We start from the raw sequence: 21,051 nt of genomic DNA, 5'->3' as shown, positions 1-21,051 counted from the left end.
ACAGATGACGATTAATTAAAAATTTTTGAGAACCGGGCCCTGAAATAGGGCCTTTCTATTTACATTCAAAACACCCTAGCAGAGGTGAGTTTTCTAAATTCACATCGTCTGAACCTTTCAGGGCTTCGGTTAATTTTCCCTGTTCCTGGATTATAGCATGGAAGGAACTCGCATACTCCTTTAGTTTATTTCTTCTGCTTTTTAATTTTCCAAATATTTCGGTCTTGTCCAGATTTACAATCGGTTCCGGCCAAACTTTAAAAGTTGCTTCAATTCGCTCATCGGTTAGCAGATTTTGAAGGATCTCTGCCTGTCGTATAAAGTCATGTTCAGTAGTGTTTATTAGAAAATACCTGTCAAAAGGATAAACAAGTCCTTCCATATAATCAATATCTTCTTCAAAAGGCCTCACCAGTGGCTCTATATTTTTATTGGTAATTATTGTAGGAAGAACACCCTCAAGTTTAAAAAAGGCGTTATCGCGGTCACCGGCCATGGGAATGGCTTTGATTTTGTTTTCCTTCTCCTGAAGGATCCAGCCCCATTGCTCGGCATGCCTGTCCCAGTCTCCGATAAACAGATCAAATAACCTTGCACGGATAAGGGCATCCTTATCAATACTAAGTTTATCTCCCAATTCAAGTTTTAGTTCCTGAAGCTCATCTGTCTCAACGATCTCTTTGACATCGTTAAAATTTGTCCAGTTCTTTTTACTCTCGGTTTCATATTCCAGCAGGTAAATACGGTTCCCGTATTTCTCGTTATAATTTCCCAAACCATCCTGTTTTGGAACAAATACCATATTTGGGTTAGTATGCATAACTCCAGCGATATCTGCCAGTCTGGCTGCGAGAATGGCTCCATAAGGGTGTTGGCCGGAAATACCATCTACAATGATATTTTCCAATCCCAGAGTTTCGGCAACATCGGGAATAAGTTTATCAGGATCTTTTACCACACTGCGTAGAGTGTACATGATTCCCGCAGGATTTAACAATTTAAGCGAGTGGGTTTGCTTGCCGCCACCTTCTTTTACTATTTTCATTCCACCTTTTAGGGTGTCAAGAAAAACTATGGGTAGTTTTATGGGAGCAGCCCAGGCTTTGCGATAATTCGCGCCTTGCATTAATTCCTTAATGAAGTTGCCTTGATATAAAGTACTTGGCGACACCAGAACAGAGTCAAATTCTCTGAAATCTATATTCTCAAGATCCTCAAAATTCTCGATGGTAGAAGTTTCAAATTTCTTATCGGTACTGGAGGTAGACCAGTAAGTAAGAATCAGGAAAAGAACCAAAATAATTGCTACAAGGGCAAAAACTTTTTTCATTAAAGAATGTTTATCAATTTTGGAAACTAAAGCTATGATTTTGTTAGGAAACTCAGTTTTTTAAAAAGTTATAATATTCCAAAAAAATGGAAAGAGCTTAAAGCCGGGGGGTAATTTAAGAAGTTTTAATAGAAGTGGAAGGCTAATCCATTTGCAAATTGCTTTTTTTATTTCGAAGATCTGTGCCTCCCATTAATAGTGACTTCAAATTTAGAAGGTAAAAGGTCCATCCGGTTTTGCAGCCTACATAAAAATTCATTCTGGACTCTTCATCCTGCGGAATATTTTCCTGAATAAGCCTAAGGATAGTTTGACCGTGTTCTTCTACAACCGACACGCCCACGTCACCGGCTTTTCCAAATTTGAATCTTAAAAATTCTCCGGATTCCGGTTTTAAAATTTTTCCATGTTCTTCAACCGAATCCGGCCAGCCATACCACTGCCAGCGATAGGAATCTCCGGGCTTAAATTTTTCCTCCCGTTTCCTTTTTTCTCCGGAAGGGGTGGTGAATTCAGCTAGTCTAAGAAACCAGGTCTCCAGAGTTTTAGGGGTGGACCATGCCTCTTTAATCTTTTCTGGAGAAATATCTATAGGGATATTTACGGTAAACCTGCTCCAATCTTTTTTACTCTGTTCTTCCATCACTTCTATAACTTAGGTCTGTAATGCGACTCATATAAAGTTATAGAAATTTAATCAGTATAAAGCTATAAAATGTTGTTTGTTAGGGGATTGGATTGCAGTAAAAATATAATTTATGAAGCCTGAACAGCAGGATAATATTTTTTCTTCAGCCAGAAAGACACGCGTACTAATAAAATTAATGCGGGAACTTCTACCAGGGGACCAATTACTCCGGCGAAAGCCTGACCACTATTCAGCCCAAAAACGGCAATGGCGACGGCTATTGCCAGTTCAAAATTATTTCCGGCAGCGGTAAAAGAAATCGATGCATTTTTTTCATAGGAAGCACCCATGGCTTTGCTTAAAAAGAAACCAATAAGGAACATTAAACTAAAGTATATAAGCAACGGGATGGCAATTCTCACCACATCCATCGGGATCTCCACTATTAATTCACCCTTGAGAGAAAACATTAATACAATGGTCATTAATAATGCCACGAGGGTTAAAGGTGAAATGGTAGGAATAAACTTTTCATCATACCATTGTTGACCCTTTAATTTTACCAAAATTAGCCGACTTAGAATTCCAAGTGCAAAAGGAATTCCCAGAAAAATCGCCACACTTTCAGCAATGGTGGCAATAGAAATATCTACGATTGCCCCTTCAAAACCGAAGAGAGGAGGAAGTTTGGTGATAAATAACCATGCATAGAAACTATAGGCAAAAACCTGAAATATACTATTAAGTGCCACCAATCCCGCTCCGTATTCACTGCTTCCTTCAGCCAGATCGTTCCATACCAGTACCATCGCAATACATCTGGCTAAACCAATAAGAATAAGCCCGACCATATATTCCGGATGATCCTGTAAAAAGATCATTGCTAAAAAGAACATTAGAAATGGACCAATAATCCAGTTCAAAATCAGGGAAATACTAAGGACTTTTACGTTCTTAAAGACTTTAGGCAACAGTCTGTATTTTACCTTAGCAAGTGGTGGATACATCATCAAAATAAGGCCGATGGCAATTGGGATATTTGTAGAACCGGAGCTATAGGAATTTATACTCCCGGGAATAGAAGGAAACAAATAGCCTAACCCCACTCCAATACCCATGGCCAGAAATATCCACAGGGTTAAATTTTTATCCAGGAAACTTAACTTTTTTGACATGCTTTATTTGATTTTTTGGAATACATACAACATTTCAGCACCTATCTGGTCCCTTCGTTCATCATACTTTTCTTCTACCTGAGGCGTATTGTCAAAAGCCTTGGGATCCAAATAATCCAAAGGGATTCGTGCATCTGCGCCGGGAATTACAGGACAGTTTTCATCGGCATGAGAACAGGTCATTACTGCCGCGAACAAATTTGATGGATTCTCCGGGCTATCATATAATTTTGAATAGCAAATAAGAGGAGACTCCTGTTCGCTGTAAAACATTTTAATTTCAGGATTTGTCTCTGTAGTTTTTTCACTTTTAAAACCGGCGCGAGCCATGGAGTTTATAGCGTTAGCATGAAATGCAGTTACTTCAGTCCCCCCGGAGAAACATTCTGTAGGAATATTATAAATTTTTGAGGCTAGATGTGCCCATATTTGCGAAAACTGACTTCGACGGGAATTATGGGTGCAAATAAAATTTAATCGAACAGGAAGATCTGCATCCTTTTTATCCTGAATAAAATCAATAAGATTTTGTAAGATTTCTTTCCTTTCTAGAGGAATTTCGGCCTTTTCAAGCTCCTTGATTTTCTGTTCCAGCGTTGGGAAAAGCTTAGTGTGCGACATGGTTAAATATTAGCAACATCCGGTGCCAGGGGCACAGGAAGTATTTTGTAATTCAGATAATTTAACTTTGGGTTTTTGAGCAGGTACACCACACTTGTCCTGAGCCAGACATGCCGTTTGGGTATTTATCAATTGGAATTTCTGACCATTAAAATCCAAAGCATATTTACTAATAGATTCTCCCTGATACTCAACCTCAATTTCCACGTCGTTTAGCTGAAGTTTCTTTTGTGCAAGTTCTACAATGCTCGCTAATTTTTCAGGATGAAGTCTGTGATTATAATCATTTTCTTCCCAGAGCTGGAATGATATTTTTTCTTCATTGCGTAAAGTTCCGCCGCAATCGATGAAATGTTTTGAAATTTTCCCCACTTCAGTAACATGAAAATGTTCCGGAACCAATTCGCCATTAGGTAGTTCGAAATATACCTTTTCGAGACCCGATAAATTATGTAAGAATTCTGATAGTTTCATAATTGATTATTTTAAAATAATGATTTTCAGTAAAAATCAGGAGCAGGGCCTGGAGGCTGAATTATCAATTTTATTGAATAATTCATCAAAAAGCATATGCACCTGCTTCCATTTTTCAGGATTTATACAATAACTCATGGAAACTCCTTCAATATTTCCCTGAATTAATCCCAGGTTTTTAAGTTCGCGTAAGTGCTGGCTAATAGTTGCCTGTGCTAAACCTAATTCATTTACCAGTTCACCATTTATACATTTATCAGCTTCCAGAAGAAACTGGAGAATAGCTATACGGGCCGGATGCGCAAAGGCTTTCGCTACCGTCGCCAATTCATTCTGTTCTTTACTGAAGAGTTCAGTTTTGGTAATTCCCATTTGTGTTATTATTACATTGCAATATTACGATAAAGGTTTTGAAATTTATAATTATTGAGATAATAAAATCCTTAAAATATCAAGTTCATTCTGTTATAATTGATCTGAAGCTTCAGTTGAAGGTTATAATAAAGGGTTAATTTTTCTGAAAAAATTAACCAAACCTGGAGACCGATATTCATAAATCTCAGTTAATTATCATAAAACCAACAATGCCTTAACTCTTCATTGACAGGTAGTAAGGTAGGGAGTGTGTAATTTCACAGTATCAACCTAAACTACTGTCTTATGAAAAGCTTCAATAAAATAAGGAATTCGTTTCTATATATTTTTAGTAGTGTAATGCTAATAGCATGTAATTCTAATACGCAGGTTACAGCGCCACAAGTTTCTAAGGAAGATCATCTTGCGATGAGAAACCCGGTGATCAAAAAGGAACCTAAAACTTTTAGAAAAGAGATTAAGTATATTATCGATACCTTAGATACACGAAAAAAAATTGATAGTCTTCTCAATGCTTATCCAGAAGATCAGTTAAAAACTATTCTTGCTCTAAACAGAATCGAGAAAGCAAATCTTAGACCGGAGCGTCCAATCGTAATACCAGATTGTGTGTCTGAAGATTTCAATGCCTACAGTCCTTTCCCTGAAACCGTGGAAACTATAAAGTGTATCCCAAAAACAGTACTGATCAATCAAAGAGTTCAGGCTTTCGGACTATACGAAAATGGAGAGTTGGTTAAATGGGGGCCGGTAAGTACCGGAAAGAAATCCACTCCAACTCCAAATGGATTGAATTACGGGAATTATAAAGCTAAAAGAAAGATAAGTACCGTGGATCCCTCATGGGTTCTACCATATTACTTCAATTTTATGAATATGGAGGGTGTAGGAGTACACCAGTATTCTTTACCCGGTTATCCTGCCAGTCACGGTTGTGTAAGATTGTATATGGATGATGCCAAATATATTTTTGATTGGGCCTCTATGTGGGAATTAGAGAATTCCAAAATTGAAAAAAATGGAACCCCATTTATGGTATTTGGAGAATACGATCATTCCGCGGACAAACCATGGTTAAATCTGTCTCAGAATATGAGAGCCAACGACCTTACTCAGGAAGAATTAGATACATTAAAAGAATACGTGGAAAACTACCAGAGCGATCCGCGAAACTTTCACAATATTGCTTCTAAAAAGAAAGAAGCTGAATTAGCCCAGGCTTAAAAACGTTTGTTTTTAATAAATTAGCCGGTAAAACTTAATTAGATGATAACGATTAAATTTTACCGGTTTTTTAGTGCCTTAATTTTAATTTTCTGTGCCATTAATTTGAATGCACAGGAGACAGAAGTGATGATCAGGGCGAAAGCTAAAGATGCCAAGTTTATTGGGTCATCTATTGGTGGGGCAAAAATTATTATTAGAGAGGCACTGACCGGCGAAATCTTAGCGCAGGGCCTTACAACCGGAAGTACAGGGAATACTGACAAAATAATGAAGCAGGACTGGAAAAGGGGTGAAGATCTTGCTGAAGAGAGCACAGCTGGCTATAAAGCTACATTAAACCTTAAGGAACCTGTATTTGTTACAATTGAAGCCATTGCACCTGTTAATAAAAAGCAGGCCCGGGCAATTTCAAGTACTCAGCTGTGGTTAATTCCGGGCAAACATATTACAGGCGATGGAATTGTTCTTGAGGTTCCGGGGTTTGTAATTGATATTCTTTCTCCGCAAACTCATAATTCTTTTAAAGAATCAGAAGAAATCACCATAAGCGCCAATATCGTAATGATGTGCGGTTGCCCTGTGGAAAAAGATGGCTTATGGGGTGCTAATCAATATGAAGTCAAAGCTGTTTTGAAAGATGCCAGGGGAGAGCAAACAATGCTAACTCTGGATCAAAAAAATACCGCAAGCTATTTTGAAGGCAAAACATCTCTGGCGAAGGGATTATATGAATTGATGGTTTATGCCTATGATCCCGTAAGCGGAAACACGGGAGTGGAAAAAACCAATATTATCATCAACTAAGGCTGGCAAGGCCAAGCTCGGCAATTGTTCTTAAAACGCCATTGTCATTATTATCATGTGAGGTCACAAAGTTGCTGGCTTCAATAATTTCGGGATGCGCATTTTTCATAGCATAGCTATGTTTTGCAACTTTCATCATTTCCAGGTCGTTTAAATAATCACCAAATACCAGGGTTTCTTCAGGCAGAATATTAAGTTCTTCCTGAATTCCTTTAATAGCATTTCCTTTATTGGCATTTAGGGCCGTAATATCTATAAAGACCTTTGCGGCGATGGCAACTTTAAACCTATCGGTATAATTCACAAAATGAGGGTAGGTGTGATCTTCAACTCCGTTAAAATTACACAACGTAACTTTTAAGAATGTATCGTCTACCTGGCAAAGATCATCTACAATTTCAAGACGTTCGTAAAACTGAGTGATCTCCTGATGAAACTTTTCATCTTTACTTTCTATATAAGCTGAATTCTTTCCGCAGAGCACCAGATGAGTGTCATCCAGTTTTCTCCCCATTTCAATAAATTCCAATGCCGATTCCCGGTCTATAGGATTCACATAAAGTTCTTTTCCTTTAAAGGAAACATAAGTGCCATTTTCGGCAAAGAACATGGTTCTGTCTCTTATCTTTTCAAACTTACTTGCAAGGTTGTAAAACTGGCGGCCGCTGGCAATAGAAAACTGAATGCCTTTGGAGGACAATTCTTCTTCCATTCTCCAGAAATCAGGGTGGATCTCATGTTTATCATTCAGCAAAGTTCCGTCTACGTCTGTAACTATCAGTTTTATCATTCTATTCCTTTAAATAAGGAGCAAAAGTAATAGAAAGATTTGCAGTGAGGTAGGAGCTGAATTTAATTTTTTAAATGATTAGATAAGTTCAGTCTATTTTAAGGAATATACTTAATAAAAGGCTGCTAGTATAAGTAGGATATTGCTGGGAACCTTGCTATTCTTTTGAAAATCGGAGTTCCATAGTGGTAGGTTCTTTTTTAAGAAGGGTTTCCCATAATGCTTTAATATTGGCAAGTTTTTCCCGCTGTTTAAGCCTGTATTCGGTTTTATATGCTCTTTGGTCTGCAGTAAATCCATTATAGTCCAAACCAAGATTGTTGGCTATGTATAAAGCCCGGGGAAGATGAAATTTCTGGGTTACCACAGTGGCCTTTTTTATATTGAACAGCTTGCCTGCCCGGTACATGCTGTCGTAAGTATCCAGGCCCGCATGGTCGGCTATAATAAGACTTTCAGGAATTCCCTTTTTTTTGAGATAGTTGACCATTGCTGAAACCTCGTTATAGTCTTCGCTTCTGTGATCTCCGGTTACAAGAAACTTTTGCGCTTTATTATTTCTGAAGAGTTTGATGGCTGTATCCACCCTGTCTTTTAAAATAGGTGAAAGTTTGCCACTGGCATGTACACTTGCACCCAGAATAATAATGGTTTCAGTTTCCGGTAATTTTGAAATATCTGTGTAAATATTTTCAGAAGTTTGGCGGAGGAAAATGGCTTCTATACCCAGGATCGTGAAGATGATCAAAACGATCCCGATCACTGAGAAAACAATGAATTTCTTTAGCCTTTTCATTATGAAATGATGATTGTTATACCGAAGATAGCCATAATAATTTGATGTATTGGTTTAATTTATGAAGTAACGATTTTGGTCATTTTAACATTGTGTACATTTGCAATAATATTTTAGATGTTATGAGTAATATTAAAGCTTTAAACTGGCGATATGCCACTAAGAAATTTGATGAGTCCAGAAAATTAACTGAAGAAAAACTGGAAGTTTTAAAGCACGCTTTTAATTTAACTGCTACTTCCTACGGGTTACAGCCATTAAGAATGCTGGTGATCTCGAACAGGGAGAAGCAAAAACAGTTAAAGGAATTTTCTATGAATCAGGAGCAGGTGGAGAGCGCTTCTCATGTGCTGGTGATTTGTATCGAAAAAGAAGTTGACGAAAAATTTATTAAGACCTATTTCAAAAGGGTAAAGCATATAAGAGAAACTCCGGATGAGGTCTTAAATCCTTTTCAGAATTTTCTGGTAGATGATTTCAGCTCCAAGGCAACTGAAGAAATAGAAGCATGGGCACGAAATCAGGCTTATTTGGCAATGGGAACCTTGCTAACCGTTTGCGCAACCGAAGAGATCGATGCCTGTCCCATGGAAGGTTTTGAACCTGAAAAATACGATGAATACTTAGGCCTGCGGGAAATGAATCTGCAGTCTGTATTGGTATTACCCGTAGGTTACCGCTCCAAAGATGACATGTTCTCGACCTTTAAAAAAGTAAGAAGGCCTCTGGAAGAAGTAATTATTGAGATTGATTAATACTTTACGTATTCTGTGATTTCAAGCCCGTAACCAATCATTCCCACTCGCTTGGTTTGCTCACTGTTGGAAAGCAATTTTATTTTATGGATCTCAAGGTCATGTAGGATCTGAGCTCCAATTCCAAAATCCTTATTGTCCATAGTAACGGGTGGAGCTTTTATTTCGCCTTTTTTCTGATTCTCTTTTAGTTCAGTAATCCGGTTCAATAAATTAGGAGTCTGGTTCGCGGGATTGATAAAAACGATGGCTCCGCGGCCTTCATCATTTATCGCCTTGAACATTCCGTCCAGCTTTTTATCTGCATCATTTGTAAGAGTGCCCAGTATATCATTATTAACAAGGGTAGAATTCACTCTAACCATGATCTCTTCTGAAGGGTTCCAGTGACCTTTGGTAAGGGCAATATGAACCTGAGAATTGGTGGTTTGTTTGTAAGCCCTTAATCTGAATTTTCCAAACCTGGTATTCAGTTCAAAATCTTCTTTTTTCTCGATTAGGCTGTCATGTTGCATTCTGTACGCGACAAGATCTTCTATGGAAACGATCTTAAGATCGAATTTTTTCGCTACTTCCAGTAATTGAGGTAATCTGGCCATGGTTCCATCCTCATTCATGATCTCCACGATCACTCCTGCAGGAGCCAGTCCGGCAAGTCGAGCAAAATCAATGGCTGCTTCAGTATGGCCGGTTCTTCTTAGAACTCCGCCTTCTTTAGCTTTTAAAGGGAAAATATGACCAGGCCGATTAAGGTCGTGTGGTTTGGTTTCCGGATCTATTAAGGATTTGATGGTTTGGGCACGGTCTGATGCAGAAATTCCCGTAGTAACTCCTTTTCCTCTAAGGTCTACAGAAATTGTAAAAGCCGTTTCCATGGGATCGGTATTATTACCAACCATCATTTCCAGTTTTAATTCGTTACAGCGGGGTTCGGTAATGGGAGCGCAAATAAGGCCTCTCCCGTGAGTAGCCATGAAATTGATCATTTCTGGCGTGACCATCTCTGCAGCAGCCAGAAAATCACCTTCGTTCTCCCTGTCAATATCATCTACAACAATGATCACCTTGCCGTCGCGAATGTCATCAATTGCTTCCTGTATATTGTCAAGTTTAACCGAATACTGATTATTCTCTACTTCTGCCATAAATCTTAATTTGTGGCTGCAAAGATATTTATTCTCATTTACTTTTGTTCTTAATGAGACCGGCTTTTTTGAAGAGTTTTTTAAATGGTTCTATCAGATTATCAAATGCAAAGAGTCCCTGGTCTGTGGTTGCGCGGTAAGTAAGATATACGCCCAGTGGTAAAAGGATCCAGGTGGAAAGCCAGGTAGCTACAAACGGCGAAATTGCGCCATTCTCAGCCGAATTTTTGGCGAAAATTCCAATAAAGTGATAAGTCAAAAAGAGAAGTATGGCAATTACAATAGGTAATCCCATCCCACCTTTTCTAATAATCGCCCCTAAGGGAGCGCCAACAAAAAACAGTACTATACAGGCAATGGCCAGGGCATATTTTTCATGCAAGGCAATTTCAAATTTATTGATCTGTTTAATACTGTTCTTAAATTCCTGTTTTTTTAAACCAAGATGCGCAATTGCAGAATTGATGGTTCCCAAAGCCAGATTGGTGATCTGTGCGCCATCATAAGTATCATATTCCGCAAGGATAGAGTTTTCTATGATCACCGCGGTATCCTTAGGTTTAATATTCAGTTTTAAATTACGTAAGCCGGTACGGTCGTACATATTTTCCTTGAAACTGGCCATCTGGTTATTATAGGTGACAGAAAAGGAGTCTATGCTTTCATCAAGTTCTGAAATTTTAAGCATCCCATGAGTAGAGTTATAAGTCTCATCTTCAAGGTCTACATTATTAAAATCTGAAAGGTCAATATTGATGATATATTCGTCAAAATAACTTTTTGTAAAGGGCTTTCTTTTCCGTTTTTCAAAATCGTTCGGCTTAACTTCATCATAATAATTCCCCTCCTTTAAAATCAGGGATAAAACATCAGATTCTGTACTTCCAACCAGTTCACCTTCTCTGGCCTTAATAACAGTGTTATTTCCACCGGATTCTTTCTTTTGATGAATAATCACATCCCTAAGATACTGGTCATTTTCTCCGGTTTTCTCTTCAACCTTGATGTTGAAAGTACCAATATCATTGAAGATCCCTTCAGAAATTGCCATGGCAGGTTTTAATTGGGCAATGTTCTTTCGTAAGTTGATTGATTTGAATTCTGCTGCGGGGATAACATTATTCGAAAAGAAAAATGCCACGAGACTAATAAATACAATAAAGACTGTAAGACTGCGCATGGCTCTTCCCAGCGAAATGCCTGAAGATTTCATGGCAGCAAATTCATAATTTTCAGCAAACGACCCGAAGGTCATTATCGAGGTAAGAAGAATTGTGAGCGGCAATACCAGGGGGACAAGTTTAGGCGAGAAGTATAAAAGGAACTTCAGGATCACTTCCACGTCCAGGTCTTTACCAGCAAGTTCACCAATGTACAACCATATCGTCTGGAGCACAAAGATGAACATGAGTATTATAAAGACCGAAAAAAAAGTTTTTAAAAAACTAATGAGTATGTACCGGTCGAGTATCTTCAATTTAATCTAGTCTGTTAATGTAGTATTCACTGTATCTACCTTCGTTGAAGGTAAACAGATTCTTTGCCAAAGGCTGATTTGTCTTGAAACTTTTGATGGTAATGGTCACTTTGGTACCATTATCCTGAGTCTGGATCAGGTTATAGATATGTTTAGTCTGGCTATCTATTCCAAGCAGGATGTTCTTGATCTCAGCATTGCTGTCTTTAGGAGTTAGCTTTACATACTGGATCTCACGACCTTTTACATTTTGAGCTATATCCATTTGATAGTTATAACCTTCTTCATAAAAACTGAACATTTTAGAAGGGGTAATGCTGTTGCTATCTTCTTCCACATAATTGGAAATGTTTATTTCCTCATCTTCAGGGATAATCGTGTAGATCTTTTTCCCGTCGAACATCTGTGTAGTTCCCATAAGGTTTAGAACATATTTGTCACCATTGATGCTAACATCTCCACGGGTTTCCTGACTCACATTTTCTGCCTGATTCTCAAGTGCATATTTGAACTCGATCACCATGTTGTCATAAGCTTTTACTTTAGATGAGACTTCATTTAAAAGTTTTTGAGCTTTTTGAGAACTTTGAGCCTGTACGTTCATTGACAGTATTGCTGCCAGGATAAATACTAATTTTTTCATTCTGAATTTTTTAATTTTCCGGTTTATCATTTAATAGCTGTTCGAGCGCTACAAGATCGGTTATAAGGACCTGTCTGGCCTTGCTTCCTTCAAAGGGACCTACAATTCCTGCAGCTTCCAGTTGATCAATAATTCTTCCAGCCCGGTTATAGCCTAATTTTAATTTTCTCTGAAGCAATGATGCCGATCCCTGTTGGGCGGTTACGATCACCTCAGCGGCTTCCCTAAACAGTTTGTCTCGCTCGCTCACATCTATATCAACTCCTGTGCCACTTTCCTCACTTTCGTAGGCCGGAAGCAGGTGAGCATCGGGATATGCTTTTTGTGATCCAATAAATTCTGTGATTTTATCCACCTCAGGGGTATCCACGAAAGCACATTGCAGCCTTCTAAGCTCATTACCCTGAGTAAATAACATATCTCCTCTACCAATTAACTGATCGGCACCCTGATTATCTAAAATAGTTCGCGAGTCGATTTTCGAAGTTACCCTGAAAGCAATCCTCGCCGGGAAGTTTGCTTTTATGATCCCTGTAATTACATTTACAGAAGGTCTTTGGGTGGCAATGATCAAATGAATTCCAATAGCACGGGCAAGCTGAGCAAGTCGCGCAATAGGGGTTTCTACCTCTTTCCCGGCAGTCATTATTAGATCTGCAAACTCATCTACAACCAGTACAATATACGGCAGGAATTTATGACCATCATTCGGATTAAGTTTTCGAGCCTTGAACTTGGCATTGTATTCCTTTAAATTCCGGCACATTGCATTTTTAAGCAGGTCATACCGGTTGTCCATTTCAATACACAGCGAGTTCAGGGTGTTGATCACCTTGGTATTATCTGTAATTATGGCCTCACCTGTATCGGGTAATTTGGCCAGGTAATGTCTTTCTATTTTATTAAATAAAGTAAGTTCCACCTTTTTAGGGTCGACCAGTACAAATTTAACCTCTGCCGGATGTTTGCAATATAGGAGAGAGGTAAGGATGGCGTTTAATCCAACCGATTTACCCTGCCCTGTTGCACCGGCCATAAGCAAGTGAGGCATTTTTGCAAGATCTACCACAAAAGTTTCATTGGAAATAGTTTTACCCAAGGCCATGGGAAGTTCCATCTCGGCATTTTGAAACTTGGGAGATGCGATCACCGATCGCATGGAAACTATAGTGGAATTTTTATTTGGTACTTCGATTCCAATTGTTCCTTTTCCGGGAATTGGTGCAATAATCCGGATTCCTAAAGCTGATAGAGACAGGGCAATATCATCTTCAAGGTTCTTTATTTTCGAGATCCTGATACCCGCCTCCGGGACGATTTCATACAAGGTTACCGTTGGACCAACCGTAGCTTTGATCTGTGCGATCTCGATCTTATAGTTCTTAAGAGTATCAACAATACGGTTCTTGTTTTCCTCAAGTTCTTCCTGATTGATGGTGATTCCGCCACCATAATCTTTTAGTAATTCAAGGGTTGGGAATTTGTAGTTTTGAAGTTCAAGGGTTGGATCGAATTCTCCAAAATCCTTAACCAGTTTTTTACTAAGACTGTCTTCCTCTTCTTCTTCAGGTGCTGCTTCAACCTCCATACTAACATCTTCCTCATCTGTTGCAGTTATTTCAAGTTTGGAGCCTATTGGTTTTGGCTTGGGTTTTTCAACCGGTTTATCTTCCGGCTCTTCTGTAAGATCGATCTTTTGAGGTTTTTCTTCTTCAGCGATTATCACTTCCTTTTTCCAGTCGATCTCTTCTTCAGTTTCTGAAATTGTGGATTTATGCTCATTCATTGCATCCTGCAATTCCTTTTTGCCGGATTTAAAGTAGCCCCCAATCATTTCGGGAGTTAACTTCAGCCGAAGCGCCAGATATACAATTAATAAGAAGGTCATTAAAAGCATGCTTCCGAAGAAGCCAAGATAATCCTGTAGAAAATCATTGGTTTCAAAACCAATTCTACCACCCAGTAAAGCGTTCTCTTCAGCAAAATATCCAAAAAATACCGATAGCCATATCATCACCAAAACTCCCCAAAACCAGAATTTTTTGAGATTGGAGCTGTTATATCCAAAGAAAAGATAAATACCGCTTAGCAATATTAAAAAGGCGATGGAGAAGGAGGCGAGTCCAAATCCTTTATAAACAATTAGATTACTTATGGCTGCGCCAAACTTGCTTAGCCAGTTTTTAGCTTCTACTTCGCGGTTGGATAATTGTTCCAGTACACTTTGATCTGCCTGCCAGTTAAACAAAAAGGAAATAAAGGCTACAATAAGCCCTAAGCCAAAGAGCATCAGGAAACTACCCAGCACCACTTTTTGCTGACGGTTAAGTTTTAAAGAGAAATTACGTGGTTTTTTAGCAGATTTACTGGTCTTAGCCTTTTTTTTAGCCATGTTTGGAAAACGGGATTTGAGCAAAAATACAAATTAGCCTTTTCCAAATTAAGGAAAAAAAACTTCATTTTTAAAAGTTGTTCAAATTAGGGAATTAAAACAGGAAATTTGAATTTATATGAAACCTAAATCATATCCTCCATAAGTTTCAATAAAAATCGGTTTAACCAAAAATGTAGGGATAATATATAAATCCGGCTATGATAACCGCTATAACGGCGGCAATGAAAACTGCACCAGCAGCTACGTCTTTAATATGCCCAATTTTGCTGTGAAAATCCGGATGCACAAAATCTGCCATGGCTTCTACAGCTGTATTCAAACCTTCTGTTGCCATAACCAGGCCAATGGCCAGGAATTGAAAGATCCAGTCTGTACGGCTAATATCAAAATACCAGCCGGCAAAACAAACCAAAATAGAAATAACAAATTGTACCTGAATGCTGGGTTCATGCTTAAGCAGCAACCATGCACCTTTGATCGCGTATCCACCTCCTCTAATTCTTTTCCCGAGGAAACTGTTTTTCATTATAATAGGGTTTTCAGGGCAGCAAGGTAATCCGGTTCATCTTCAATTCTATCCACAAGCTGGGAGTGGATTACATGCCCGTTTTCATTAAGAACAATAACGGCGCGGCATAGCAAACCTTCAAAGGCTCCGTCAAGGAGTTCCACGCCATAATCCTTTCCAAAGTTCCGGTCTCTAAAATCGGATAAATTTATGATATTATCAAGGCCTTCATCACTTATAAACCTTTGTTGGGCAAAAGGAAGGTCCCTGGAGATACAAAGAACCACGGTGTTTTTTAAATCTGAAGCTCGCTTATTAAAATTACGGACTGAGGTTGCACATACTCCCGTATCGATACTTGGGAAAATATTCATAATCACTCTGCTGCCTTTAAAATCTTCTAAAGTGCCTATGCTAAGGTCTGATTTTATAAGTTCAAAATGAGGTGCTTTTTCATGCAGTTCCGGTAGGCTTCCATAGGTGGTCACCATCTCTCCTCCAAATTCAATCTCTGCCATGCTTTTTTTTTAGAAATATAAATTTAGAAGATTGTCTGTGGGGAAGTACTAAAATTATCATAAAACAACAAGGGCTGTTTCCTAATGAAAACAGCCCTTTTGGAGTTATTTGTAAGAAAGATTATTTATCGATAGATCCTAGAACCTTTTTTACAAAATTATTGGCGGCATCCTTTTCGGGAACACCATTTTCGATCATTTTATGAACTTCAACAGCACCGCAAAGATTGGTGATCAATTCACCTATTACATCCATTTCTTCTTCAGAAACAGATCTGTGCTCGGTAAAGCTTTCAAGTACCTCAATGGTGCTTTCCAACTTTTCCACATCGTTGTTCTTTTGCAGGTGTCTAATTACTGGTAACTTCATCTACTAAAGCTTTTAACTGGTCAAACTTATTGGTTTGAACCTGATTTTTAAAACTTCCCTTTTGAAAAGTAGCGAAGGTTGGTAAATTATCCACTTTAGCCAATTTTCTGGATTCCGGAAACTTTTCAGCATCAACAAGTACAAATTTTGCATTTTCATGCTCAGTAGCCAGTTTTTTGAATTTAGGTTTCATCAACCTGCAGTTTCCGCACCAGCCGGCCATATATTGAACAACAACCGTTTCGTTACTGTTTACTATTTCGCTTAAGTTATCCTGATCTAATTCTTTTATCATAGCAATTTTTTTAGATTCTTAATTAAGCAACTTAGGGTCTTAGTTTAAACTAAGGTAAGAAGCTACACCTTCACGGTTTGCGTTCATTGCTTCTTTTCCTTCTTCCCAGTTTGCAGGACATACTTCACCTTTTTCCTGTACGTGTGTATAGGCATCGATAAGTCTAAGGAATTCGTTTACATTTCTTCCAAGTGGCATATGGTTTACACCTTCATGGAAAATGGTTCCTTCTTCGTCAATAAGGTAAGTAGCTCTGTAAGTTACGTTGTCACCTTCAACAGTTAATGCACCGGTTTCTTCATCGTAAGATTCGTTCATGATATCAAGGATATCCAAACGAGAACTTAGGTTACGGTTAGAATCAGCAAGGATAGGGTAAGTTACACCTTCGATCCCACCATTATCTTTAGGAGTGTTAAGCCACGCAAAGTGTACTTCTGGAGTATCACAAGATGCTCCCACTACCATTACATTTCTTTTTTCAAACTCTTCCAAAGCACTCTGGAAAGCATGAAGTTCTGTAGGACAAACAAAAGTGAAATCTTTTGGGTACCAGAAAAGCAATACTTTCTTGTTGTTTTTCTGAGCTTCTTCCAAAATGTTCAATTTGAAAGTATCTCCCATTTCATTCATAGCATCCACGCTAAGATTTGGAAATTTTTTACCTACTAAAGCCATATTATTTGATATTTTAAAAATTAAAATTCTCTTTTTCTACGCTGCAAATTTAATATCTAAACAAGGATATGAAAGCGATGGAAATCTTAAAATTTTATTGTTTGATAGGATTTGTTTATCAGGGGTAAACTACAGAATAGTTCTTCCCTATTTAATTAAGAATTTACGAGGCTGAAGCCTTCAATTATTTACCCGCCAGTTTTTTGATCTTGATGCCTAAAGCAGCAAAAAGCAAGGTCATAAACGGACTCAAATAATTGAAGAATGCATAGCCGGCATAAGAAAGTACCGGTACTCCCAGCACACTGCTGTGGTAAGCTCCACAGGTATTCCAGGGTACAAGTACAGAAGTAACCGTTCCTGAATCTTCCAGAGTACGACTTAAATTTTCAGGAGCAAGTCCTTTATCTTTATATGCTTTGGCAAACATTTTCCCCGGCACCACGATAGCAAGATATTGGTCTGATGCAGTTACGTTCAAAGCAAGACAGCTAAATACGGTACTTGCAAATAAACCAAAGGTTGTATGAAAAAGATTTAGCAAAGCCTTACTTATGGTTGCCAAAGCACCTATAGCTTCCATGATTCCTCCAAACACCATGGCGCATAAGATTAACCAGATGGTATCAAGCATTCCTTTCATTCCACCGGAGGCGAAAAGATCATTCAAAGATTGGGAATCTGTTTCAACCGCAGTATCTACAGTAATGGCATTCATTATTCCTTTATAACCGCTAATAAAATTTAGTTCGCCCATCCCACTTACAGCCAGAACAATATCCGGTTGTACAATAAGTGCGGCAATTGCTCCCAGCAAAGTTCCTATTAGAAGGGCCACAAGAGGAGAAGTCTTTCTAACTATCAAATAGATCACCAATACCGGAACCAGGAATAACCATGGTGTAATGGTAAAGGCAGCTTCTATTGAATTTAAGATCGCGGAGGTGTCGGTTGAACCACTGGTGTCAAGGTTTAAACCAATAATTATAAAAACCAGCAGGGTAATTATAATTGTAGGCACCGTAGTGATCGCCATGTATTTGATGTGCGTAAAAAGATCTGTTCCTGCCATGGCAGGAGCAAGATTCGTAGTGTCACTTAAAGGAGACATTTTATCTCCAAAATATGCTCCGGAAAGAATTGCTCCGGCGGTCATCCCAAGGGAAATTCCCAGGGCATCGGCAATTCCAATTAAAGCAATACCCACTGTTGCTGAAGTAGTCCAGCTACTTCCTGTGGCTACAGAGATCACCGCACAAATAATCACACAGGCGGGAAGGAAAATCGTGGGGTTTAAAATTTGCAGACCATAATAGATCATGGTGGGAATAATTCCGCTTATTAACCAGGTCCCGGCAAGGGAACCAACCATTAATAATATAAGGATCGCTCCGGCGGTACTTTGGACGTTTTTGGCCACTTCATCGATCATATAATCGAATTTGACCTTATTAAAATATCCTACGATGGCTGCGACTGCTCCTCCAAGTAAAAGAATAAACTGGTTTGATCCTCCTAATGCCCCATCACCGTATACATAAACGTTAAAGGCAAGCATACCAATAAGAGCGATTACGGGAATTAAAGCTTCCCAAATATTCAGCTCTCTGTTTTCAATTACCGGTTCATTTTCTGGATTGGCAGTAGAGTTTTCCATTCAGTAGAGTATGTTGTTTCCGGAAATAATAAAGCCTTACAGTGAACCTGAATCGGGTCAGATTTACTGTAAGGCCTTAAGATTTATAACCGGTCGTTAATTTTGATCATTTTTTTCTGAACGTAATTTTACGACATTCGGCTTAATCTTGCAAGATTTTACGCCATTTCGGTTTTTAATACCCCAACCTCTGTCATGCACTCCTTCATCATGTCATAAGTTCTGGCGATATCATTATCAAGTCCTATGGAGAATCTTATCAATCCGTCGCTAAGTCCCATTTCTATTTGCTCTTCCGCAGGAATTTCAGAAGAAGTGGAAGTTCCCGGAGCACTGAAAAGAGTTTTGTAAAAACCTAAACTTACCGCTAAATAGCCAAGATTTCGTTCCTGCATAAGCTCCATTAATTCATTTGCTTTGTCCAGTGAACCTACATCTATGGTAAGCATTCCACCGAACCCGTAAGATTCATTCATCATTTTTCTGAAGGCTTCATGGCCTGGATGAGATTCCAGTCCCGGGTAAACCGTTTTGAATCCATCCTGTTCAAATTTATGCGCAAGATACATAGCGTTGTGGCTATGTTGCTTCATGCGGATATGCAATGTTCTCAGGTTTTTTAATATGGATGCAGCACGTAAACTGTCCATTGTTGGCCCTAACAACATGGCAGCTCCATCATTTACATTTCTAAGGTCGTTAATGAATTCCTCGGTTCCGCAAACAACTCCGCCCACCGTATCACTACTACCATTTATAAATTTGGTAAGACTATGGATAACCACATCGGCGCCTAATTTAGAAGGGGTAATAGATAAAGGTGAAAAAGTATTATCCACCACAAGTTTAAGGTTGTGAACCTGAGAAATTCTGGATAATACCGGGATATCGGCTACTTCAAGTAAAGGATTGCTAACACTTTCGCAATAGATCACTTTGGTGTTGCTTTTAACAGCGGCTTCCACAGCCTCCGGTTTGGTGATATCTACAAAAGTGGTTTCGATCCCGAATTTTGGTGCAAAATTTTTCAGGAAAGCATAGGTGCCTCCATAAACCGTTCTACTACAAACAATATGGTCTCCATTATTGCATAGCTGCATTAAAACTGAGGTAATTGCTCCCATTCCAGATGCGGCAACGTTTGCAGCTTCAGTTCCTTCCATTGCGGCAAGCGCTTCACCTAAATAAAGGTTGGAAGGAGAGGAGTGGCGGGAATATAAATAACAACCTTCCGCATTCCCTTCAAAAGTATCGAACATGGTTTTAGCTGAAAGGAAAGTGTAAGTTGAGGAATCAGAAATTGAAGGATTTACACCTCCGAATTCTCCAAAATATTGAAGATCCTGAATACGGTCTGCCGGTTTGTATTTCATTTTAAGTAGTTTTTATATTATCAAATTTCGAAATAGACTGTGATAAAAACAATAAAATAGGTCTTGTGAAGAAAATAAAACTACAAATAAGTTTATTTTTAGATATTTAATTTAGTTTTATTGATTCTGATAAGGTTTTATAGAAAATATATAACCGGAGATAACTAAAAAAGGAAGAATAAAACGATATAAAATATTGGTTTTCAGAATTAAGAAGGCTGAATAGTAATTGAAAAATAGAGGAAATGCAATTGGATGAATTAGATAAACGTATTCTGAGACATTTACAACAGGACAGTAAAAAGACCAACAAGGAGATTTCAAATGACCTGAGACTATCTGTTACAGCAGTTTATGAACGAATAAGGAAAATGGAGCGGGCCGGAATTATTTCTAAATATGTAGCCCTGGTAAATCCGGAAAGCGTTGAAAAAGGTTTTATGGTATTGTGCCAGATTAAACTCATTCAGCATAAAAAAGCCTTTCTCACAAAATTTGAAAAAGAGATCACCGGTTTGCCTGAAGTGATCGAGTGCTTACATGTTAGTGGAGATTATGATTATATTCTCAAAGTGTTGGTTAAGGATATGGATGCATACCGGGAGTTTATGGTGACCAAGCTTACTAATCTGGATCATATTGGAAGTACCAAGAGTATTTTTACAATCAATAAGGTGAAACAAAGCACCATGATAAGTTTGTAGTGATTGGGTTTAAGATGAGATTGCGTCGCTTCGTTTCACTCCGCTCGCAATGACGTTTTAAAGTGAGATTGCGTCGCTTCGTTTCACTCTGCTCGCAGTGACGGTACAAAGGAGTTGGGAGTTTTTTTGGGAAGGTGAGTTAATCAGGTATACGTCACTGCGAAGGAGCTTGCCGACTGAAGCAGTCTCATGTTCAGGAGTTGTGAAGTTGAGATTGCGTCACTTCGTTTCACTCCGCTCGCAATGACGTTTCGAAGTGAGATTTTATGGCTTCGTTTCGCTCCGCTCGCAATGACGATTTAATTCAAAGTTT

23 protein-coding genes are annotated in these 21,051 nt (G+C 38.6%); 4 read left to right on the top strand and 19 right to left on the bottom strand.

Going from position 1 to position 21,051, the window contains the following annotated elements; all coding sequences use genetic code 11:
- Positions 1-55: 55 nt before the first annotated feature.
- From ACNKXV_RS01300 to ACNKXV_RS01275, 6 genes are all read right to left on the bottom strand, one after another.
- Positions 56-1,330: a hypothetical protein gene (locus tag ACNKXV_RS01300; protein WP_417905894.1), complete on the bottom strand. Its 1,275-nt coding sequence runs from the start codon at positions 1,328-1,330 to the stop codon at positions 56-58.
- A gap of 142 nt (positions 1,331-1,472) precedes the next feature.
- On the bottom strand, positions 1,473-1,973 hold the full coding sequence (locus ACNKXV_RS01295; protein WP_417906336.1) for an SRPBCC family protein: 501 nt from the start codon (positions 1,971-1,973) through the stop codon (positions 1,473-1,475).
- A 113-nt stretch (positions 1,974-2,086) separates the two neighbouring features.
- On the bottom strand, positions 2,087-3,133 hold the full coding sequence (arsB, locus tag ACNKXV_RS01290; RefSeq protein WP_417905893.1) for an ACR3 family arsenite efflux transporter: 1,047 nt from the start codon (positions 3,131-3,133) through the stop codon (positions 2,087-2,089).
- Between the two features lie 3 nt (positions 3,134-3,136).
- Positions 3,137-3,754: an arsenate-mycothiol transferase ArsC gene (locus ACNKXV_RS01285; protein ID WP_417905892.1), complete on the bottom strand. Its 618-nt coding sequence runs from the start codon at positions 3,752-3,754 to the stop codon at positions 3,137-3,139.
- A gap of 9 nt (positions 3,755-3,763) precedes the next feature.
- The gene (locus ACNKXV_RS01280) at positions 3,764-4,228 is read right to left on the bottom strand and encodes a DUF6428 family protein (RefSeq protein WP_417905891.1); all 465 of its coding nucleotides are present in this window, start codon (positions 4,226-4,228) and stop codon (positions 3,764-3,766) included.
- A gap of 36 nt (positions 4,229-4,264) precedes the next feature.
- On the bottom strand, positions 4,265-4,600 hold the full coding sequence (locus ACNKXV_RS01275) for an ArsR/SmtB family transcription factor (RefSeq protein WP_417905890.1): 336 nt from the start codon (positions 4,598-4,600) through the stop codon (positions 4,265-4,267).
- A 288-nt stretch (positions 4,601-4,888) separates the two neighbouring features.
- On the opposite strand from ACNKXV_RS01275, the gene ACNKXV_RS01270 reads away from it, so the two are divergent.
- Together ACNKXV_RS01270 and ACNKXV_RS01265 are read left to right on the top strand one after the other, a co-directional pair.
- The gene (locus ACNKXV_RS01270; protein WP_417905889.1) at positions 4,889-5,827 is read left to right on the top strand and encodes a L,D-transpeptidase; all 939 of its coding nucleotides are present in this window, start codon (positions 4,889-4,891) and stop codon (positions 5,825-5,827) included.
- A gap of 42 nt (positions 5,828-5,869) precedes the next feature.
- Positions 5,870-6,634 carry a hypothetical protein gene (locus ACNKXV_RS01265; protein WP_417905888.1) on the top strand — a complete coding sequence of 255 codons (765 nt, stop codon included), beginning with the start codon at positions 5,870-5,872 and terminating at the stop codon, positions 6,632-6,634.
- On the opposite strand, the gene ACNKXV_RS01260 is transcribed toward ACNKXV_RS01265, so the two are convergent.
- Both ACNKXV_RS01260 and ACNKXV_RS01255 read right to left on the bottom strand, forming a co-directional pair.
- Positions 6,627-7,424: an HAD family hydrolase gene (locus ACNKXV_RS01260; protein WP_417905887.1), complete on the bottom strand. Its 798-nt coding sequence runs from the start codon at positions 7,422-7,424 to the stop codon at positions 6,627-6,629. The two genes, ACNKXV_RS01265 and ACNKXV_RS01260, sit on opposite strands and share 8 nt — an antisense overlap.
- A 157-nt stretch (positions 7,425-7,581) precedes the next feature.
- Positions 7,582-8,220, bottom strand: a complete 639-nt coding sequence (locus tag ACNKXV_RS01255; RefSeq protein WP_417905886.1) for a SanA/YdcF family protein — start codon at positions 8,218-8,220, stop codon at positions 7,582-7,584.
- 122 nt (positions 8,221-8,342) lie between these two features.
- Here ACNKXV_RS01255 and ACNKXV_RS01250 point away from each other — a divergent pair, with 122 nt between their 5' ends.
- A complete protein-coding gene (locus ACNKXV_RS01250; protein WP_417905885.1) occupies positions 8,343-8,975 on the top strand; it encodes an NAD(P)H-dependent oxidoreductase in 633 nt (210 codons plus the stop codon).
- Here the strand turns inward: ACNKXV_RS01250 and ribB are convergent.
- The 11 genes from ribB to ACNKXV_RS01195 all read right to left on the bottom strand — a co-directional run bounded on the left by ribB (position 8,972) and on the right by ACNKXV_RS01195 (position 20,034).
- Entirely contained in the window at positions 8,972-10,120 is a 1,149-nt protein-coding gene (gene ribB / locus ACNKXV_RS01245; protein WP_417905884.1) for a 3,4-dihydroxy-2-butanone-4-phosphate synthase, read from the bottom strand. The two genes, ACNKXV_RS01250 and ribB, sit on opposite strands and share 4 nt — an antisense overlap.
- Positions 10,121-10,154: 34 nt before the next feature.
- Entirely contained in the window at positions 10,155-11,597 is a 1,443-nt protein-coding gene (locus ACNKXV_RS01240; protein WP_417905883.1) for an LptF/LptG family permease, read from the bottom strand.
- 1 nt (position 11,598) lies between these two features.
- Complete coding sequence (lolA1, locus tag ACNKXV_RS01235) at positions 11,599-12,240, bottom strand: outer membrane lipoprotein periplasmic chaperone LolA1 (protein ID WP_417905882.1); 642 nt, start codon at positions 12,238-12,240, stop codon at positions 11,599-11,601.
- 10 nt (positions 12,241-12,250) lie between these two features.
- Positions 12,251-14,632: a DNA translocase FtsK gene (locus ACNKXV_RS01230; RefSeq protein ID WP_417905881.1), complete on the bottom strand. Its 2,382-nt coding sequence runs from the start codon at positions 14,630-14,632 to the stop codon at positions 12,251-12,253.
- 163 nt (positions 14,633-14,795) lie between these two features.
- The gene (locus ACNKXV_RS01225; protein ID WP_417905880.1) at positions 14,796-15,161 is read right to left on the bottom strand and encodes a diacylglycerol kinase family protein; all 366 of its coding nucleotides are present in this window, start codon (positions 15,159-15,161) and stop codon (positions 14,796-14,798) included.
- Positions 15,161-15,661 (bottom strand): thiol peroxidase, encoded by a 501-nt coding sequence (gene tpx, locus ACNKXV_RS01220; protein ID WP_417905879.1) that lies wholly within the window; start codon positions 15,659-15,661, stop codon positions 15,161-15,163. Before tpx ends, ACNKXV_RS01225 begins: the two co-directional genes overlap by 1 nt.
- 121 nt (positions 15,662-15,782) lie before the next feature.
- Positions 15,783-16,031, bottom strand: coding sequence for a DUF6952 family protein (locus ACNKXV_RS01215; RefSeq protein ID WP_417905878.1), 249 nt, complete (start codon positions 16,029-16,031; stop codon positions 15,783-15,785).
- The gene (locus ACNKXV_RS01210) at positions 16,012-16,326 is read right to left on the bottom strand and encodes a thioredoxin family protein (RefSeq protein ID WP_417905877.1); all 315 of its coding nucleotides are present in this window, start codon (positions 16,324-16,326) and stop codon (positions 16,012-16,014) included. The genes ACNKXV_RS01215 and ACNKXV_RS01210 overlap by 20 nt, the downstream gene beginning before the upstream one ends.
- 39 nt (positions 16,327-16,365) lie before the next feature.
- On the bottom strand, positions 16,366-17,004 hold the full coding sequence (locus ACNKXV_RS01205) for a peroxiredoxin (RefSeq protein WP_417905876.1): 639 nt from the start codon (positions 17,002-17,004) through the stop codon (positions 16,366-16,368).
- 184 nt (positions 17,005-17,188) lie between these two features.
- A complete protein-coding gene (nhaC, locus tag ACNKXV_RS01200) occupies positions 17,189-18,661 on the bottom strand; it encodes a Na+/H+ antiporter NhaC (RefSeq protein WP_417905875.1) in 1,473 nt (490 codons plus the stop codon).
- A 158-nt stretch (positions 18,662-18,819) separates the two neighbouring features.
- Positions 18,820-20,034 (bottom strand): aminotransferase class I/II-fold pyridoxal phosphate-dependent enzyme, encoded by a 1,215-nt coding sequence (locus ACNKXV_RS01195; RefSeq protein ID WP_417905874.1) that lies wholly within the window; start codon positions 20,032-20,034, stop codon positions 18,820-18,822.
- A 245-nt stretch (positions 20,035-20,279) separates the two neighbouring features.
- Between ACNKXV_RS01195 and ACNKXV_RS01190 the strand changes: the two genes are divergently transcribed.
- Complete coding sequence (locus tag ACNKXV_RS01190; RefSeq protein ID WP_417905873.1) at positions 20,280-20,738, top strand: Lrp/AsnC family transcriptional regulator; 459 nt, start codon at positions 20,280-20,282, stop codon at positions 20,736-20,738.
- The last annotated feature ends 313 nt before the right edge of the window (positions 20,739-21,051 follow it).

The organism is Christiangramia aquimixticola (assembly GCF_048285835.1).
In the GTDB taxonomy this organism is placed as follows: domain Bacteria; phylum Bacteroidota; class Bacteroidia; order Flavobacteriales; family Flavobacteriaceae; genus Christiangramia; species Christiangramia aquimixticola.
Note: the sequence above shows the minus strand (reverse complement) of the source record. Positions and strands in the feature narration are given on the sequence as shown.

Coding starts and splice junctions, on each gene's coding strand:
- ACNKXV_RS01300 (WP_417905894.1), bottom strand. CDS start 1,330: ATGAAAAAAGTTTTTGCCCTTGTAGCAATTATTTTGGTTCTTTTCCTG.
- ACNKXV_RS01295 (WP_417906336.1), bottom strand. CDS start 1,973: ATGGAAGAACAGAGTAAAAAAGATTGGAGCAGGTTTACCGTAAATATC.
- arsB (WP_417905893.1), bottom strand. CDS start 3,133: ATGTCAAAAAAGTTAAGTTTCCTGGATAAAAATTTAACCCTGTGGATA.
- ACNKXV_RS01285 (WP_417905892.1), bottom strand. CDS start 3,754: ATGTCGCACACTAAGCTTTTCCCAACGCTGGAACAGAAAATCAAGGAG.
- ACNKXV_RS01280 (WP_417905891.1), bottom strand. CDS start 4,228: ATGAAACTATCAGAATTCTTACATAATTTATCGGGTCTCGAAAAGGTA.
- ACNKXV_RS01275 (WP_417905890.1), bottom strand. CDS start 4,600: ATGGGAATTACCAAAACTGAACTCTTCAGTAAAGAACAGAATGAATTG.
- ACNKXV_RS01270 (WP_417905889.1), top strand. CDS start 4,889: ATGAAAAGCTTCAATAAAATAAGGAATTCGTTTCTATATATTTTTAGT.
- ACNKXV_RS01265 (WP_417905888.1), top strand. CDS start 5,870: ATGATAACGATTAAATTTTACCGGTTTTTTAGTGCCTTAATTTTAATT.
- ACNKXV_RS01260 (WP_417905887.1), bottom strand. CDS start 7,424: ATGATAAAACTGATAGTTACAGACGTAGACGGAACTTTGCTGAATGAT.
- ACNKXV_RS01255 (WP_417905886.1), bottom strand. CDS start 8,220: ATGAAAAGGCTAAAGAAATTCATTGTTTTCTCAGTGATCGGGATCGTT.
- ACNKXV_RS01250 (WP_417905885.1), top strand. CDS start 8,343: ATGAGTAATATTAAAGCTTTAAACTGGCGATATGCCACTAAGAAATTT.
- ribB (WP_417905884.1), bottom strand. CDS start 10,120: ATGGCAGAAGTAGAGAATAATCAGTATTCGGTTAAACTTGACAATATA.
- lolA1 (WP_417905882.1), bottom strand. CDS start 12,240: ATGAAAAAATTAGTATTTATCCTGGCAGCAATACTGTCAATGAACGTA.
- ACNKXV_RS01230 (WP_417905881.1), bottom strand. CDS start 14,632: ATGGCTAAAAAAAAGGCTAAGACCAGTAAATCTGCTAAAAAACCACGT.
- ACNKXV_RS01225 (WP_417905880.1), bottom strand. CDS start 15,161: ATGAAAAACAGTTTCCTCGGGAAAAGAATTAGAGGAGGTGGATACGCG.
- tpx (WP_417905879.1), bottom strand. CDS start 15,661: ATGGCAGAGATTGAATTTGGAGGAGAGATGGTGACCACCTATGGAAGC.
- ACNKXV_RS01215 (WP_417905878.1), bottom strand. CDS start 16,031: ATGAAGTTACCAGTAATTAGACACCTGCAAAAGAACAACGATGTGGAA.
- ACNKXV_RS01210 (WP_417905877.1), bottom strand. CDS start 16,326: ATGATAAAAGAATTAGATCAGGATAACTTAAGCGAAATAGTAAACAGT.
- ACNKXV_RS01205 (WP_417905876.1), bottom strand. CDS start 17,004: ATGGCTTTAGTAGGTAAAAAATTTCCAAATCTTAGCGTGGATGCTATG.
- nhaC (WP_417905875.1), bottom strand. CDS start 18,661: ATGGAAAACTCTACTGCCAATCCAGAAAATGAACCGGTAATTGAAAAC.
- ACNKXV_RS01195 (WP_417905874.1), bottom strand. CDS start 20,034: ATGAAATACAAACCGGCAGACCGTATTCAGGATCTTCAATATTTTGGA.
- ACNKXV_RS01190 (WP_417905873.1), top strand. CDS start 20,280: ATGCAATTGGATGAATTAGATAAACGTATTCTGAGACATTTACAACAG.